Origin of the sequence: Bradyrhizobium monzae, assembly GCF_021458635.1 — a bacterium.
In the GTDB taxonomy this organism is placed as follows: Bacteria; Pseudomonadota; Alphaproteobacteria; order Rhizobiales; family Xanthobacteraceae; genus Bradyrhizobium.
Genome location: NZ_JAIRDQ010000001.1, coordinates 1,015,951 through 1,032,768 on the forward strand (window position 1 = coordinate 1,015,951; position 16,818 = coordinate 1,032,768).

Annotated in this window: 14 protein-coding genes; 6 read left to right on the top strand and 8 right to left on the bottom strand. The window is 64.8% G+C overall.

All coding sequences use genetic code 11. From position 1 onward, the window contains the following. Positions 1–10 precede the first annotated feature (10 nt). From hutU to hutI, 3 genes are read right to left on the bottom strand one after another with little or no spacing between them, the layout of a single operon-like run. Positions 11–1,681, bottom strand: a complete 1,671-nt coding sequence (gene hutU, locus K3F49_RS05030; protein ID WP_234679784.1) for a urocanate hydratase — start codon at positions 1,679–1,681, stop codon at positions 11–13. Positions 1,682–1,691: 10 nt separating this feature from the next. Next, positions 1,692–3,251, bottom strand: a complete 1,560-nt coding sequence (gene hutH, locus K3F49_RS05035; protein WP_234679785.1) for a histidine ammonia-lyase — start codon at positions 3,249–3,251, stop codon at positions 1,692–1,694. Next, positions 3,248–4,462 (bottom strand): imidazolonepropionase, encoded by a 1,215-nt coding sequence (gene hutI / locus K3F49_RS05040; RefSeq protein ID WP_234679786.1) that lies wholly within the window; start codon positions 4,460–4,462, stop codon positions 3,248–3,250. Before hutI ends, hutH begins: the two co-directional genes overlap by 4 nt. A 97-nt stretch (positions 4,463–4,559) precedes the next feature. On the opposite strand from hutI, the gene K3F49_RS05045 reads away from it, so the two are divergent. The 6 genes from K3F49_RS05045 to K3F49_RS05070 all read left to right on the top strand — a co-directional run bounded on the left by K3F49_RS05045 (position 4,560) and on the right by K3F49_RS05070 (position 10,545). Beyond that, positions 4,560–5,918 carry a formimidoylglutamate deiminase gene (locus K3F49_RS05045; protein ID WP_234679787.1) on the top strand — a complete coding sequence of 453 codons (1,359 nt, stop codon included), beginning with the start codon at positions 4,560–4,562 and terminating at the stop codon, positions 5,916–5,918. Continuing rightward, positions 5,915–6,643, top strand: coding sequence for a histidine utilization repressor (gene hutC, locus K3F49_RS05050; RefSeq protein ID WP_234679788.1), 729 nt, complete (start codon positions 5,915–5,917; stop codon positions 6,641–6,643). Before K3F49_RS05045 ends, hutC begins: the two co-directional genes overlap by 4 nt. A gap of 106 nt (positions 6,644–6,749) precedes the next feature. Next, positions 6,750–7,694, top strand: coding sequence for an ABC transporter substrate-binding protein (locus tag K3F49_RS05055; protein WP_234679789.1), 945 nt, complete (start codon positions 6,750–6,752; stop codon positions 7,692–7,694). 70 nt (positions 7,695–7,764) lie between these two features. Continuing rightward, a complete protein-coding gene (locus K3F49_RS05060) occupies positions 7,765–8,538 on the top strand; it encodes an ABC transporter permease (RefSeq protein WP_027534058.1) in 774 nt (257 codons plus the stop codon). After that, positions 8,535–9,320, top strand: a complete 786-nt coding sequence (locus K3F49_RS05065; protein WP_234679790.1) for an ABC transporter ATP-binding protein — start codon at positions 8,535–8,537, stop codon at positions 9,318–9,320. The genes K3F49_RS05060 and K3F49_RS05065 overlap by 4 nt, the downstream gene beginning before the upstream one ends. After that, positions 9,313–10,545: a Zn-dependent hydrolase gene (locus tag K3F49_RS05070; protein ID WP_234679791.1), complete on the top strand. Its 1,233-nt coding sequence runs from the start codon at positions 9,313–9,315 to the stop codon at positions 10,543–10,545. The genes K3F49_RS05065 and K3F49_RS05070 overlap by 8 nt, the downstream gene beginning before the upstream one ends. A 237-nt stretch (positions 10,546–10,782) precedes the next feature. Here the strand turns inward: K3F49_RS05070 and K3F49_RS05075 are convergent, their stop codons facing one another. From K3F49_RS05075 to K3F49_RS05095, 5 genes are all read right to left on the bottom strand, one after another. Beyond that, positions 10,783–12,351: a GMC family oxidoreductase gene (locus tag K3F49_RS05075; protein ID WP_234679792.1), complete on the bottom strand. Its 1,569-nt coding sequence runs from the start codon at positions 12,349–12,351 to the stop codon at positions 10,783–10,785. A 40-nt stretch (positions 12,352–12,391) separates the two neighbouring features. Then, on the bottom strand, positions 12,392–13,249 hold the full coding sequence (locus K3F49_RS05080) for a carbohydrate ABC transporter permease (protein WP_234679793.1): 858 nt from the start codon (positions 13,247–13,249) through the stop codon (positions 12,392–12,394). After that, positions 13,246–14,133, bottom strand: a complete 888-nt coding sequence (locus K3F49_RS05085) for a carbohydrate ABC transporter permease (protein ID WP_234679794.1) — start codon at positions 14,131–14,133, stop codon at positions 13,246–13,248. The genes K3F49_RS05080 and K3F49_RS05085 overlap by 4 nt, the downstream gene beginning before the upstream one ends. A 65-nt stretch (positions 14,134–14,198) precedes the next feature. Next, positions 14,199–15,572 carry an extracellular solute-binding protein gene (locus tag K3F49_RS05090; RefSeq protein WP_234679795.1) on the bottom strand — a complete coding sequence of 458 codons (1,374 nt, stop codon included), beginning with the start codon at positions 15,570–15,572 and terminating at the stop codon, positions 14,199–14,201. Between the two features lie 60 nt (positions 15,573–15,632). Continuing rightward, a complete protein-coding gene (locus tag K3F49_RS05095; protein ID WP_234679796.1) occupies positions 15,633–16,667 on the bottom strand; it encodes a LacI family DNA-binding transcriptional regulator in 1,035 nt (344 codons plus the stop codon). Positions 16,668–16,818 lie beyond the last annotated feature (151 nt).

Consider the following 16,818-nt stretch of genomic DNA (forward strand, 5'->3'; position numbering starts at 1 on the left):
AACGCTCTAGCTACTTCGTCAGGCTCGGCAGATCGAGCCCCTTGTCGCGGGCACAGTCGATCGCGATGTCGTAGCCCGCATCCGCATGGCGCATGACGCCGGAGGCCGGATCGTTCCACAGCACACGCTCGATGCGCTTGGCGGCCTCCGGCGTGCCGTCGGCGACGATCACCATGCCCGCATGCTGCGAATAGCCGATGCCGACGCCGCCGCCGTGATGCAGCGACACCCAGGTCGCGCCGCTGGCACAATTGAGCAGCGCGTTGAGCAGGGGCCAGTCGGACACCGCGTCCGAACCGTCCTTCATCGCCTCGGTCTCACGGTTGGGGCTTGCCACCGAGCCGCTGTCGAGATGATCGCGGCCGATCACGATCGGCGCCTTCAACTCGCCGCGCGCCACCATCTCGTTGAAGGCGAGGCCGAGGCGATGGCGATCACCGAGACCGACCCAGCAGATCCGCGCCGGCAGGCCCTGGAACTTGATGCGCTCCTTCGCCATATCGAGCCAATTGTGCAGATGCTTGTCGTCGGGCATCAGCTCCTTGACCTTGGCATCGGTCTTGAAGATGTCCTCGGGATCGCCTGAGAGCGCGGCCCAGCGAAACGGCCCGACGCCGCGGCAGAACAGCGGACGAATATAGGCGGGAACGAAGCCCGGGAAATCGAAGGCATTCTTGAGGCCCATGTCCTGCGCCATCTGGCGGATGTTGTTGCCGTAATCGAGCGTCGGGATTCCCTGCGCGTGGAAATCCAGCATGGCCTGGACGTGCTCGACCATCGACGTCTTCGACGCACGTTCCACCGCCTTCGGATCGGATGCACGTTTGGCCTCCCAATCGGCCAGCGTCCAGCCCTTCGGCAAGTAACCGTTGATCGGATCATGCGCGCTGGTCTGGTCGGTGACGATGTCGGGCTTGACGCCACGACGCACCAGTTCGGGGAATATCTCCGCGGCATTGCCGAGCAGGCCGACCGAGACCGGCTTCTTGGTCTTCGCGGCTTCCGCCATGATCGCCAGCGCTTCGTCGAGCGTTGCGGCCTGGCGGTCGAGATAGCCGGTGCGCAGGCGCATCTCGATGCGGCTCGGCTGACACTCGACCGCGAGCATCGAAGCGCCGGCCATGGTCGCCGCCAGCGGCTGCGCGCCGCCCATGCCGCCGAGGCCGGCGGTAAGAATCCATTTGCCGGCAAGGCTGCCGCCATAATGACGACGGCCGACCTCGACGAAGGTCTCGTAGGTGCCCTGCACGATACCCTGGCTGCCGATATAGATCCAGGAGCCCGCGGTCATCTGGCCGTACATCATCAGGCCCAGGCGATCGAGCTCGTTGAAATGATCGAGCGTCGCCCAATGCGGCACGATGTTGGAGTTCGCGATCAGCACGCGCGGCGCGTCGGCATGGGTGCGGAACACGCCGACCGGCTTGCCGGACTGAACCAGCAGCGTCTGGTCGTTCTCGAGCTTGCGCAAGGCGGCCGTGATCCGGTCAAAGCTCTCCCAGTCGCGCGCGGCGCGGCCGATCCCACCATAAACGACGAGCTCGCTCGGGCGCTCCGCGACGTCGGGATCGAGATTGTTCATCAGCATGCGGAGCGGTGCTTCGGTCAGCCAGCTCTTCGCGCTGATGTCGCTGCCGCGGGGGGCGCGGATGGTGCGGTCATTGTCCAGTCGGCGGTTCATGCGGACCTCTTCAGACGAGTCTTGGAAATGGATCGGATGAGAGCGAAGTGAGCGCGACGGCCGGCAGTGCATCGGCTTCAATCAGCGCGGCAGCTTTGGCAAGATCGCCGGCCATGTAGCGGTCGGCGCCGAGCGCGGGAACATGCGTACGCAACGCCGCGATGGCAGCGACGAGCGGCGCGCTGGTTGCATGCGGCGCGCGCAGACTGATGCCTTGCGCGGCGACCAGAAGCTCGATGCCCAAAATCGCGGCGAGATTGTCGGCCATGTCCGCCAGCCGCCGCGCGGCATGCGCGGCCATCGAGACGTGGTCTTCCTGGTTGGCACTGGTCGGCGTCGAGTCGATCGAGCAGGCCGCCGCGCGCTGCTTGTTCTCGGCATAGAGCGCGGCCGCCGTCACCTCGGCGATCATGAAGCCGGAATTGATGCCGGGGTCCGGCGTCAGGAACGGCGGGAGACCAAAGTTGAGCGCGGGGTCGACCAGCGTCGCGATGCGTCGCTCGCTGATCGCACCGATCTCGGACAGCGCCAGCGCGATCGCATCGGCGGCAAAAGCGACCGGCTCCGCATGAAAATTGCCGCCGGAGACGATCTCGCCGGTGTCGACCAGCACCAGCGGATTGTCGGTGACAGCGTTAGCCTCGGTGATCAGCGTGCGCGCGGCCTGCGTGATCAGGTCGAGCGCGGCGCCCGCGACCTGGGGCTGGCAGCGCAGGCAATAGGGATCCTGCACGCGCTCGTCGCCCTCGAGATGCGAAAGCCTGATATCGCTGCCGTCGAGCAGCGCGGTCAGCGTCGCGGCCGCAGTGATCTGCCCGGAATGACCGCGCAGCGCCTGGATTTCCGGGCGGAACGGCGCGGTCGATGCCATCGCCGCATCGACCGACAGCGCGCCGGTGACGAGCGCGGCGCGAGCGAGACGAAATGCACGCAGCACGCCGGAGATGGCGTAAGCCGTGGAGAACTGCGTACCGTTAATCAGCGCGAGACCTTCCTTGGGCCCGAGCGTCAGCGGCGCAAGGCCGGCCGCGGCCAGCGCCTCGCTACCCGACACCGTCTTGCCGCCGACGATCGCCTGGCCCTCGCCGATCATCACCGCGGTCATGTGCGCAAGCGGGGCGAGATCACCGGAGGCACCGACCGAGCCCTGCTGCGGCACCAGCGGATAGACGCCACGTGCCAGCATGTCCTGTAGCTGCTCGATCACCACGCGCCGAACGCCGGAGGCGCCACGCCCGAGCGAGACGATTTTCAGCGCCATCATGAGACGCACGATCGGCTCCGGTGTCGCCGCGCCGACACCGCAGCAATGCGAGACGATGAGGTTGCGCTGGAGCAGCGCGGTCTGGTCCGGCGGAATCCGCTTCGACGCCAGCTTCCCGAAGCCGGTATTGATCCCATAGACCGGTGCTGCGGCCTGAGCCGCCTTCGCAACGATCTCCGCTGCCGCATCGACGCGCGGCCAGAACGAGGTATCGAGCATGACGGGCGTACCTGCCAGCACGCGCGCGAGATCGTCGAGGCTCACCGTTCCCGGTTTGACGACGATCGCTGCGCCCAGCTCGGTCACTGGCCCCTCCAGACACGGCGGTGCAGCGGATTGAAGCCGATGCGGTAGACGAGCTCCGCGGGGCGCTCGATGTCCCAGATCGCGAGATCGCACCATTTGCCGGCTTCCAGCGTGCCGGTCTCATCGAGCACGCCGAGTGCCCGGGCGCCTTCGCGGGTGATTCCGGCCAGGCATTCGGCGACATTCATCCGGAACAGCGTCGCACCCATGTTCATGGCGAGCAGGAGCGAGGTCAGCGGCGAGCTGCCCGGATTGCAGTCGGTCGCCAGCGCCATAGGAATGCCATGCTTGCGAAACGCGTCGACCGGCGGCTTCTGCGTCTCGCGAATGAAGTAGAACGCGCCGGGCAGCAACACGGCCACCGTTCCGGCCGTCGCCATCGCGGCAGCACCGGCTTCGTCGGTATGCTCCAAATGATCGGCAGAGAGCGCGGAGAACTTTGCCGCGAGCGCAGCGCCGCCAAGGTTCGAGAGCTGGTCGGCATGGAGCTTGACCGGCAGCCCAAGCACCGTCGCCGCCCCGAACACCCGCGCGGTCTGCTCCGCCGAGAACGCGATGCCCTCCATGAAGGCATCGACGGCATCGGCAAGGCCCGCCTTTGCGACAGCCGGCAGCATCTCGTTGCAGACGCGATCGAGATAGCGATCCTTGTCGCCGTCGGCCTCGATCGGCAGCGCGTGCGCGCCGAGGAACGAGGTGCGGATCGCGATCTTGCGCTGGCGACCGAGGCTGCGCGCAGCAGAGAGTTGCCGCATCTCGGTCTCGGTGTCGAGGCCATAGCCCGACTTGATCTCGATCGTCGTCGCACCCTCGCCGATCAGCGTATCGAGCCGGGGCAATGCGCTCGCGACGAGTTCAGCTTCGCTCGCCTTGCGCGTCGCAGCAACCGTTGAAACGATTCCACCGCCGGCGCGCGCGATCTCCTCGTAGCTCGCGCCCTTCAGGCGCAGCTCGAATTCGTGCGCGCGGTTGCTGCCATAGACGAGATGGGTGTGGCAGTCGACGAGGCCCGGCGTGATCCAGCGTCCTTCGCAATCGATCCGCTGGATCGCATCCGCATCCGCCGGGAAATCCGCCGCGGCACCGGCATAAAGGATGCGGCCGCCGCGCGTGGCGATCACGCCATGCTCGATCTCGCCGAGATCGGGACGATCGGCCCGCATCGTGGCGAGCCGGGCGTTATGCCAGATTCGGTCGAAGCGCTCTGCCATGCCACTGTCCCTTCGCGAAGTCCCTGCGCCCTGGGATGCTTGACTTATATGTCTAGACATATAATCGTAAGGCGGTTCTGTCCAGCCGGCGTTCATCATGTCCCGACTGCATTTCGCCTCCGCGCTCCTGCCCTCGGGCTGGGCCAATGACGTGCAGGTGGTGCTCACCGCCGGCGCGATCGCGGAAGTGACGCCGGGCGTCACGCCTTCTGCCGGCGACGAGCGCCACGCCATCGCGCTTCCGGGATTGGCGAGCCTGCACAGCCACGCCTTCCAGCGCGGCATGGCGGGACTTGCCGAACTGCGCGGCGATTCGACCGACACATTCTGGACCTGGCGCGAGACGATGTATCGCTTCGCGCTGGCGATGACGCCGGATGATGTCGCGGCCGTCGCGACACTGCTTTATGTCGAAATGCTCGAGCAGGGTTTTACCCGCGTCGGCGAATTCCATTATCTGCATCATGATCGCGACGGCTCGCACTACGCCGATCCCGCCGAGATGGCCGCGCGCGTTGCGCAGGCTGCCGAAGCCTCAAGCATCGGCCTGACGCTGCTGCCGAGTTTCTATGCGCACGGTTCCTTCGGCGGCGCCGCGCCGCATGACGGTCAACGCCGTTTCATCTGCTCGGTCGATCAGTTCGCCAAGCTGATGACTGCCTCGCACGAGGCCATCGCGGCGTTGCCAGACGCCAATATCGGCATCGCGCCGCATAGCCTGCGCGCGGTGGCGCCGGACGAGCTTGCGGCGATCATTCCGCTCGCCGAAGGCGGCCCGGTACACATTCATGCCGCCGAGCAGGTGAAGGAAGTCGAGGATTGCCTGGCCTGGTCGGGACGACGCCCGGTGCAATGGCTGCTCGAGCATGCGCCGGTCGATCAGCGCTGGTGCCTCATTCACGCGACCCACATGACGGATGAGGAAGTCGGCACATTCGCGAAGACCGGCGCGGTGGCAGGTCTCTGCCCCGTCACCGAAGCGAGCCTCGGCGACGGCATCTTTCCGGGACGGGAATTTGCCGATGCCGGCGGGCTGTTTGGTGTCGGCACCGATTCCAATGTCCTGGTCGGCGTCGCCGAAGAGCTGCGCCAGCTTGAATACGGCCAGCGGCTCAAGCATCGCGCGCGCAACGTGCTCTCATCCGGTGCCGGTCGCTCGACGGGGCGCACGCTGTTCGACACTGCTCTTGCGGGCGGAGCCCGGGCGCTGGCTCAGCCGATTGCGGGCCTCGCGCCGGGCGCGCGTGCCGACATCGTCACGCTCGACGTTGCGCATCCGTCGCTGGCGGGACGCGCGCGCGACGCCATCATCGACGGCTGGATCTTTGCGGCCGGCAACGGCGCGATCGATTGTGTCTGGGCCGGCGGCAATAAAGTCGTCGAGAGTGGCCGGCACAAATTGCGTCAAGCCGCGCGCGAGCGCTTCAACGCAGCGGTGCGGAGGCTCGTTGCATGAGCCTCGCCACCGACGCCGCCGACAAGCCGACGCTCTACAAGCGTATCCGCGCTGACATCGAAAAGCGTATCCTGACCGGCGAATGGCCGCCGGGCTACCGCATTCCATTCGAGCACGAGCTGGTCGCGCGCTACGGTTGCTCGCGCATGACGGTGAACAAGGCGCTGTCGGAGCTCGCGCAGGCCGACCTGATCGAGCGCCGGCGTCGCGCCGGTTCGTTCGTCCGCCGGCCGCAGCATCAGTCCGCGGTGCTCAAGATCGCCGACATGCGCGCCGAGATCACCGCGCTTGGCCGTACTTACGGCTACGAGCTGATCGGCCGCAAGCTGCGTGCGACGACCGCCGCCGATCGCGAGCGTCTAGGCGTCAAGAAGGCCGGCAAGGTGGTTGCGATCACCTGCCGCCACAGCGCCGACAATGTGCCGTTTGCGGTCGAGGACCGGCTGATCGACCTGTCATCTGTGCCCGACGCCGCGTCCGCGGATTTTTCGCGCGAGCCGCCGGGCTCGTGGCTGCTTCATCATGTCCCATGGACAGAGGCCGAGCATACGATCAGCGCCATTGTCGCGGATGATCGCACGGCGGAAGCGCTCGACATCGCCGTCGGCGCGCCATGCCTCGTGATCGAACGCTATACCTGGCGTAGCGCGCGCACGATCACCGCGGTGCGCCTGCTCTATCCCGGTGACTCTCACCGCCTTGTCGCCCGATTCAAGGGAGGCTGAGAGAACGATGTCGGCACAAATCGTGCAACGCTTCGGGCAACGGTCCCTGCGGACCGACAGAGATCAACAGGACGTCAAACCATCGATCGGCAAGAGGACGACAATCATGCGTAGTTCGACAGTTTTTGCGACAATCATTGCTCTCGCAGCCACCACTCCCGTGCTCGCCGACGACGTCAAGGTCGGCGTCGGCATCTCCGGATGGACGGGCTTCGCGCCGCTGACGCTGGCGAAGGAAGCCGGCATCTTCAAGAAGAACGGCCTCGACGTCACCATCAAGAAGATCCCGCAGAAGGACCGCCACCTCGCCATCGCCTCCGGCGACGTGCAGTGCGCGGCGACCACGGTCGAGACCTGGATCTCCTGGAACGCCAACGGCGTCGCGACCAAGCAGATCTTCCAGCTCGACAAGAGCTTCGGTGCCGACGGCATGGCCGTGCGCAACGACGTCACGTCGATCAAGGAGCTGAAGGGCAAGACGGTTGCGGCCTCCGCGCCCGGTACCTCGCCCTATTTCGCGCTGGCCTGGATGCTGAAGAAGAACGGCCTCTCGGTGAAGGACGTCACCGTCGTGAACCTCGAGCCGGCCGCGGCCGCGCAGGCCTTTGTGTCCGGCCAGAACGACGCCGCGATGACCTACGAACCGTATCTGTCGACCGTGCGCGCCGCCACCGACAAGGGCAAGATCATCGCGACGACGCTGGATTATCCGATCGTGATGGACACGTTCGGCTGCACGCCAAAATTCCTCAGCGAGAACCCGAAGGCGGCGCAGGCGCTGGCCGACAGCTATTTCGAATCGCTCGACATGATCGCCAAGGACCAGGCCAAGGCCTATGAGATCATGGGCGCCGACGTGAAGCAGACCGGCGAGGCGTTCGGCAACTCGGCCAAATACCTGCGCTGGCAGGACAAGGCCGCGAACCAGAAGTTTTTCGCGGGCGACTTCCTCGCCTTCAACAAGGATGCGGCCGACCTCCTGCTCGAGATCGGTATCATCAAGGCCGCGCCGAAGGTCGAGGACCTCTACGATGCGAGCTTTATCAAGTAAGCCTGGAAAAGCTGCTGGTCCCGCCGCCAGGCGGGGCCAGGGCATGATCGACCATTCGGATAGATAGTTGATGCGTCCCCTGGATTCCGTGACATCGAGGCAGCGCGTGGCCTATGGCCTCGCGTTCTTCGTGCTGTTCGTCGCCCTCTGGTCGTGGGCGACCTTCGGCGGCCATGTGTCGAAGACCTTCCTCGCCAATCCGCTGACCATGGTGCAGGAGGGCTATGATCTCCTGGCCAAGCAGGGCTTCCTGTTCGACATCGGCATGACGATCTGGCGCGTGGTCGGCGGCTTTGCGCTGGCCGCGATCATTGCGGTGCCGCTCGGCGTCCTCATGGGCGCCTACAAGCCGGTCGAGGCATTCCTCGAACCGTTCGTCTCCTTTGCGCGCTACTTGCCCGCTTCCGCTTTCATTCCGCTGTTGATCCTGTGGGCCGGCATCGGCGAGTTGCAGAAGCTGCTGGTCATCTTCATCGGCTCGGTGTTCCAGGTCATTCTGATGGTCGCCGTGACAGTCGGCGCGACGCGGCGCGATCTGGTGGAAGCCGCCTACACGCTCGGAGCCAGCGACCGCGGCATCATCCGCCGCGTGCTGCTGCCCTCCTCCGCACCGGAGATCGCGGAGATCCTGCGGCTGGTGCTGGGCTGGGCCTGGACCTATGTCATCGTCGCCGAGCTGATCGGCTCGTCCTCCGGCATCGGCCACATGATCACCGACAGCCAGGCGCTGCTCAATACCGGGCAGATCATCTTCGGCATCATCGTCATCGGGCTGATCGGCCTCCTCTCGGACTTCATGTTCAAGGCGTTCAACGCCTGGCTGTTTCCATGGAGGCTTGCATGACCACGCTGAAGATCGAGCAGGTCTCGCGAACCTTCCCCGCGCGCCATGGCAACGCGCCGACCAGGGCGCTGGAGCCGACCGACCTCACCATCGGCAACAACGATTTCGTCACCATCCTGGGCCCCTCCGGCTGCGGCAAGTCTACGCTGCTTCGCATCGTCGCCGGCCTCGACCGTCCAACCAGCGGGCGCGTCACGCTCGACGGGCGCGAGGTCACCGGCCCCGGCGCCGATCGCGGCATGGTGTTCCAATCCTACACGCTGTTTCCCTGGCTCACCGTGCGCGAGAACATCGCCTTCGGCCTGCGCGAGCGCGGCGTGCCCGAAGGCGAGCGCAACAAGGTCGCTGATGCCTTCATCCGCCAGGTCGGCCTGTCCGGCTTCGAGAACCACTGGCCAAAACAGCTCTCCGGCGGCATGCAGCAGCGCACGGCGATTGCGCGTGCGCTCGCCAACGATCCAAAGATCCTGCTGCTCGACGAACCCTTCGGCGCGCTGGACAACCAGACCCGTGCCTTGATGCAGGAAATGCTGCTGGGCATCTGGGAGCGCGACCAGAAGACCGTTCTGTTCGTGACCCACGACATCGAGGAGGCGATCTTCCTCGGCGGCCGCGTCATTGTCATGAGCGCGCGTCCCGGCCGGATCAAGGCCGAGATCAATGTGGACCTGCCGCATCCGCGCTCCTACAAGATCAAGACCACGCCTGAATTCGTCCGGTTGAAGGAACGGCTGGTCGAGGAGATTCGCACCGAGGCGCTGAAGGTTGCCGAACATGCCTGACACCAAGCCGCGCGCCAATGGCGAGCGCGTCCTCTCCGATCTCAATACGCTTCGTGCGCTCGGCGCCTACAAGACCGGCGTGCACAAGCCGACCTTCTCGGAGCCGCACAGGCAATCGCTGGACTGGTTGGTGCGGAATCTGCCCGACGCCGGCCTCACCGGCGCGATCGACGGCATCGGCAATGTCCTCGGCACCAGTAAAAAGCCCGGACCGAAACTGCTCGCCGGATCGCACCTCGAGAGCCAGAACTACGCCGGCTGGCTCGATGGGCCCCTCGGCATCGTCTATGCGCTCGAGGCGGCGCGCGTGCTCAACATAGATTCCTCGGTGAAAGGCGCGGTCGAAGTCGCTGCGTGGTGTGACGAGGAAGGTCATTTCGGCAGCTTCCTCGGCTCGCGCTCCTATGTCGGGCAGGTGACCGAAGCGGAAATCGATGCCGCGCGCGACCGTACAAATGGCCGCACCATGCGCGATGCGCTGGCCGACATGGGGCTTGCCGGACGGGCCCGTGTCGCCGCCGAGCCGGGACGGCACGTTGGCTATCTCGAGGCGCATATCGAGCAGGGCGACACGCTCGAGAGCGGCAAGCTTGCGATCGGCGTCGTGACTTCCATCGTCGGCATCTGGCAGTATCGCATCAGTTTTGCGGGTGAGCAGAACCACGCCGGCACCACGCGTATGGCCGTGCGCAAGGATGCCGGCCTCGCGCTGGCAAAATTCTGCGTGGCGGTCGACGAACGTTTCCCGGCGGCATGCGGACCGCGCACGGTCTGGACCACTGGCCGCATCACGCTCGATCCGGGCGCACCGAGCATCATTCCGGGCGGCGCGGAGATGCTATTCCAGATCCGTGACGACAACCCGGCCGTCATCACGCGGCTTGAAGAGCTGCTGCGAAAGATGGCGGACGAGGTCAACGCGAAGGGCCCCTGCACCGTCACAGTGGAGAAAATCCGCACCGGCGCGCCGGCGATGATGAACGCGAGCATTCAGGACGCCATCGAGGCCGCAAGCAAGACCCTGGCGGACGGACGATCGCTGCGCATGCCGAGTGGCGCCGGCCACGATGCGCAGATGCTCGCGACCATCATGCCGGCAGGCATGCTGTTCGTGCCCTCGATCGGCGGCATCAGCCATCACTGGACCGAAAACACAGCCGACACCGACATCGTCACCGGCGCGCAGGTCTTCGTCGATGCCTGCCGCCGGATTCTCGCGGGTTAGAACGATGTACCGCCGCCGAGCCTGAATTCGCCGTTCTCGTTGGTGCCCAAGGAGGTCGGCCTGAAGGGCGCGGTCTATGCCGATGCCGGCTCGCTCTGGGGTGCCGGCCTTGAAGTAGGAACGAACCGTCTCGGCCTCGACGCGGCGATTGCCTCGACCACGATCGCGTCCGTGGCTTGCGCCGCCGCTGCCGGCTGCGGCAACATCTTACAGGCCGAAGGATTACGGTGCGGCCATCTACCTTGCGGCCTTCAACCGATCTGCCATGCGCTCAGCGATCGCGACGGTGGTCAAATGGGTGTTGGCGCGCGGGACTTCCGGCATGATCGAGGCATCGATCACGCGCAATCCTGTGCATCCCATCACGCGGCATTCGTGATCGACGACCGAACGTGCGTCGTCCAGCGCGCCCATTCTGCAGGTGCCGCTGGCGTGCTGCGCGTCGCTGCACTCGGCGAACAGCCAATCATCCAGCTCTGTATCACTGAACGGCGCGTCCATGGAGCGTCCGCTGGCGCCATAGTCGACGCGGTGAGCGATATCGGCCACCGCAGGCTGCAGGCAGATATCGCGCAGGCGGCGGACGCCGTCGCGCATTCGCACGAGATCGCGAGGGTCGGACAGCATGCGCTCCTCGACCACCGGATCGACCTCGGGGTCGGTCGTCACGATGCGAACGTAGCCCTGGCTGAACGCCTGATAGACGGAAACGGCGATACGCCCCAGCGTAACATCGGCCATCGAATGCGACGAGCGCGCAAGATTGCCGGCGATCATGATCATGTCGTTGTCGCCGGCGTCTGCGAGGCCGGAGGCGTAGCGCAGGCAGCAATTGGTGTGTCGGTGCATCAGCGTGCTGACCTGGCTGCCTTCGCGCAAATGCAACAATGCGTTGACGATCGGATGATCCAGCAAATTCTCGCCCGCCGGCAAGTCCGCGCGGATGGGAATGCCGAGCCTCTCCAACAGGGAGGCGGGCCCAATGCCGGAGCGCTGCAGGATGGCCGGCGAATGGATCGCGCCGGCGCAGAGGATCACGTCGCGCGTCGCACGGGGCGTGTAGGATCGACCGTTCACGCGGACCCGGACGCCGTTGGCGTGCAGCCGGTTGCCTTCGAAGGTGACGGTATCGACCAGCGCGTGACCGACGATGTCGAGATTGGCGCGAGCGCGCGCCGGCTCCAGATAGCCGTCATTGGTTGAGATGCGCAGGCCACCCTCGCTATTGATGGCGTAGGGCGAGACGCCGGTGCCTGCAGGCGCGTTGTGATCCTCACACCAGCCATAGCCCAGGCCGAGCGCCGATGCGCGCAGCGCGCGGTCGACGTTGCCCCAATCCGGGATCGGGGCGCGATACACCGGGATCGGACCGCGATCGCCGTGATAGGGTGCGTCTGGGTAATTCTTGTCCGTTTCGAGCTTGCAGAAATAGGGCAGGAGCTCGTCCCACGACCAGCCCGTGCAGCCCGCGGCCGCCCAGCGGTCGATGTCGTCGGGAACGGCGCGGATCGCGATCTGGCCATTGATGGTCGAGCTGCCGCCCATGGCGCGGCCACGCCAGAGCAGAAGCGGTTGCTGCCGCTCGGTGCGTCGCGCCAACAGCTTCGGCCAGCGGAAGTCGTCGTCACCGATGGCGCGCATCGGGTTGGGGATGCGAATGTGTTCCGGCGTGGTCGCGGTGCGGAGATCCTGCCCCGCCTCGAGCAGCAGCACACGATGCGATGGATCTTCGCTGAGGCGCGCGGACAGCGTCGCTCCGGCCGAACCTCCGCCGATGATGATCGTATCGTATTCCTGTTCAATCACGTCCTGCGCGCTCCTACGACAGCCCAATGGGACGCGGCGATCATTCCTTCAGACCGGTTCCAGCCACGCCACGCACGAAATTTCGGCGCATCAGCGAGAAGAACAGTGCACTTGGAACGAGGGCAAGCGCAGCGGCCGCGCTGAGATGACCGATATCCACCGTGAAGCCGGTCTGAAACAACGCCAGCCCCACCTCGAGCGTATACGTATCCTTGTTGGTCGTCACGACGAGCGGCCATGCGAATGCGGTCCAGGCCTGGAAGAAAGCCAGCACGGCCAGCGCCCCCAGAGGCCCTCGCATCAGCGGCAGCACGATCCGCAGAAAGATCCACCCCTCGCCCGCCCCATCCACTCGCGCAGCCTCCAGAAGCTCGTCGGGGATCGACGTCGTCACATATTGCCGCACCAGGAAGATGCCGAAGCTCATCACGAGATAGCCGACCATGAGCCCGGGCAGTGTGTTCAACATCCCCGCAGCCTGAACATTCAGGTAGAGCGGGATCATGTAGACTTCGAAGGGAACGACCGATGTCGCGATGATGATGCCGAAGACGGCCGGGAACCATTTCAGGTCGAACTTGCCGAGCACATAGCCGGCGATGGCGGAGGTGGAGACGATACTGGCCGTCGAAAGCGCTGCAAAGACGAGCGTGTTGCCGATCCAGCGAAGCAGCGGCGTTTCGTGCAACACGCCGAGGATGTTCTCCAGCGTCGGTCGGTCCGGGATGATGGTGGGTGGCCACGCCAGCAATTCCGGCGGCGTCTTGAACGCGTTGCTGATCAGGAAGACGAGCGGCAACAGCATCATCAGGCCGACGGCAAAAAGAACGACGTCGATCGCGAGGCCGGCAGGCGTGTTCCGATCGATATCGCTGGACGGATGGTCTGGATCGCTCACGCCCGGCTCCGATCCCGAAACAGCCTGAACTGCGCGCCGGTCAGAACGAGCACGATCACGAGAAGGACCACGGCTTCGGCGGCGGCGTAGCCGACCCGGTAGTTTCGAAAGCTATTTTCGAGCATGTCGAGGACGAGGACGCGAACGAGATGTCCCGGCGCGCCCTGGACGTCCGAGGCCAGGACAAAGGCCTGCGCATAGATGTTATACGACGAGATCAACGTGATCACCGACACGTACAGCATCACCGGCTTCAACAGCGGTATTGCAACGTAGCGGAAGGCCTGAAACGGGGATGCGCCATCGAGGCGCGCCGCTTCATAGAGCGCCTCGGGAACGTTCTTCAACCCGACGAGAAAAATCAGCACGGCGTAGCCGATCGACTGCCAGGAGCACAGAACGATCAGGCACACGATCGACAGGACGGGGTCGAACAACCAGGACTGAGCCGGGATTCCGAACCATCCGATGAAGGCGTTGAGTGGCCCGAGCCTCGCATCGAAGATCCACTTCCAGGCCATCGCCGCCGGCACCAGCGAGACGACGTGCGGCAGGAAGATCGAGGTTTCGTAGAAGCCGCTGCGCCGCAGCCCCTGCCGACCGTTGATCAGCGCGGCGAGCGCGAGTCCGACCGGAATCGTGATCACCAGGACGCCGAAGGCGACGACGGTGGTATTGAAGATCGCTTCGAGAAACAGCGGATCGCTCATCAACTCGACGAAGTTGTCGAGTCCGACGAACGGCTTGCGCCGCGAGATGATGTTCCACTTGAACAGGCTGAGACGCAGTGTCTCGGCGATGGGGTAAACGCGCAGGCAAGCATAGAGGCCCAGAACCGGGACCAGCGCCAGAACCGGAAACAGCCATTTCGGCTTGGAACGCATGGAGTCTCCAGGAGCGGCCGCCGGCTAGCGCTGCAATTGTGTCGTCGTGACCATTGATTGCGAGCTTACTTGGCTAGCAGATCTTCCCGGGCAAGGATCTTGTCGCTCTCCTCGGCCGCGGATTTCAGGAAAGCGTCGATGGCTGCATCGTTTCCTGCCAGCGATTTGTCGGTGAATGCCTTCTCGAGCCGGGCCGCGAGCCGGGTCAGGATTTCGCTGGCCGGACTGATCGCAGGAACGGTGAAGAAGACGTGGTCGGCGGGGGTGTTCACGAACGCGCCGAGCTGGGGGATCTTGCCGAGGATCGCGGAGTAATCGAGCCCCTTGCGATTGGGCACCCACGCCGTGTTCTCGAGCAGCCACAGCAAATTCTCCGGCTCGTTCGCCTTCTGAACGAAATCCCAGGCAATCTGGCTCTTCGGTCCCTTGTTGGGGACGTAGAGGTCCACCGGGACCATCAACGTGCCCTTCGGCAACGGCGCCGTCGCGTATTTGAGGGTGGGCGCCTTCTTGGCGACGTCGCCGATCACCCAGGACTCCCGGATGAACATCGCGGTCTGGCCGAGCTCGAAGGCTTCAGCGTCCGCCTTCATCTCCGGCGACACCGTCCGATAGCTCACGACGTTGTCGAGATATTGCTTGAGCGCGTTGCGGCCGGCCTCGTTCGCATAGGCCGCGCGCCACTTCCCGCCCTTCTCCTCCAGCAAGGTCCCGCCGAAATTATAGAGGATCGTCCAGTACTTCTCGGCAATACCGGAGCCACCGCCGCTGAGACGCAAACTCCAGCCGCTGACGGTCGGCGCGCCGGACGCGTCACGCTGGACGAGCTTCTGCGCGTAGGCCGTATATTCCGCCATCGTCTTGGGAGGCGAATTAAGTCCGGCCTTGGCAAACATGTCGGTGTTGTAGAACAGCGCACCCTGCCCCTGGAACAACGGGACGCCGTAAATCTTGCCGTCATACGTCGCGGTCTTCACCCGCGTCATGTCGTAGTTGGCTTTGACGAAATCCACGATCGAAGCAGGTGGCTCCGGAATCAGGCCAGCCTCCAGATATCTGGCAGCCTCGACCTCCATCTCGATGACGTCTCCGGCCGCGCCGGATGGAAGCGACAGCGCCAGCCGCTTCTCATGCTCACGCAACGCGATTGCCTCGACGCTGATTTCGAGATCGGGATACTTCGCCTTCAGCTGGTCTCCGACGCGCTTGTAAAACGGGGCGAGGTCAGGCCAGCCGCTCCAGATCGTCAGCTTCTCCGCCGACGCCGGCGACGCCAGCATTGGCAGGGCGACAGCCACCGCCAGCCATCGCGCAGCCGATAGCAATGAAAGACGCTTCTTCCTGGGAGGAGTTGGATATCCGAACGTGCCGACGGATGTCGCGATGAAGGCCATGTCCCCGCTCCCAGAACTACATAAATCCCGATCAAAGGCTGTCATGCAACCGGTTGCGTGTCAATTGCGATCCATTGCCGCTTTCCGAGGCTGTTGACCAAATCGTCAGCGGCTTCTTCGTTTTGCGGGCGCCGGACCGGTGCTCGCACGAACGACGAGATGAGAGTTCAGCTTGTGACGAATCTCGCCCGACGCACCACCGTTCAACTGGCTGAGCAGGAGGCCAACGGCGACGTCGCCGGCATCGGCGCAACGCGCCGACACTGTCGTGAGCTGCGGGTAAGTGGTTTCGCCGAGGACATCGTCGCAGCCGACGACGCTGAACGATCTGGGCACCTCGACGCCGAGGGCGGCAAGCCCCGCCAGCAGACCCTGCGCAACCAGGTCGTCAAACGCGATCGCCGCAGTCACTCCGCTTGCAACGATCGGGGCGGCGGCCAATCGCCCGGTATCGTAAGATGGCGGACGGGCCGGAATGGCGATCACCTTGAGCCCGCGTTTCGCCGCCTCCTTGCGGACGGCGTTGCGCCGTTGCTGGTTCGACCATGACGTCGTGGGGCCGCTGACATAAGCGATGTGCCGATGCCCGAGTTCGGCAAGATGCGCGATCGCCGCTGCAACGCCCGGTGCCGTGTCGATCAAGACTCGCGTAATTCCCTCGATGTCGCGGTTGATCAGCACCAGCGGCCGGCGCGCCGCATAGATCCGGATTTGCGCCTCGTCCAGGCGGGATGAGGCGAGCACGAGCCCTTCCACTTGGCCGATGAAGCGACCGAGCAGCAATTCCTCACGGGCGGGATCCTCGTCCGAATTGCCCAGAAAGACGCATAGTCCCGCCCTGTCGGCATGAAGCTGGGCGGCTCTGATCAAAGGCGGGAAGAACGGGTTCGCAACGTCGGAGACGATGAGCGCGACATTGCCGTGCCGTCCGGTCGAAAGCGCGCGCGCGACCTGGTTGGGCACATATCCCAACTTGTCGGCGACCGCCTTGACGCGCCGGACGGTCTCCTCACTGAGCATTTCCGGTCGCGTGAAGGCACGCGATACGGTCGCGCGCGAGACGCCGGAGATCTTTGCGACCTGACTTATGGTCGGCGTAATCTCCGAGCGCCGCTCCCTGCCGTCGGAATCGCGTTTCACCGGGGGCGCCTCCTGTGCGGGATCTCGGCACTACTCATGCATTGATCGCCGCCGAGGCGCAAGCTTGACATGCAACCGATTGCATTACATCCTTGATGGCGCGGAGTGACAGGCCCCGACAAGAACCACGGATGAGATGATGGCTTCGGTC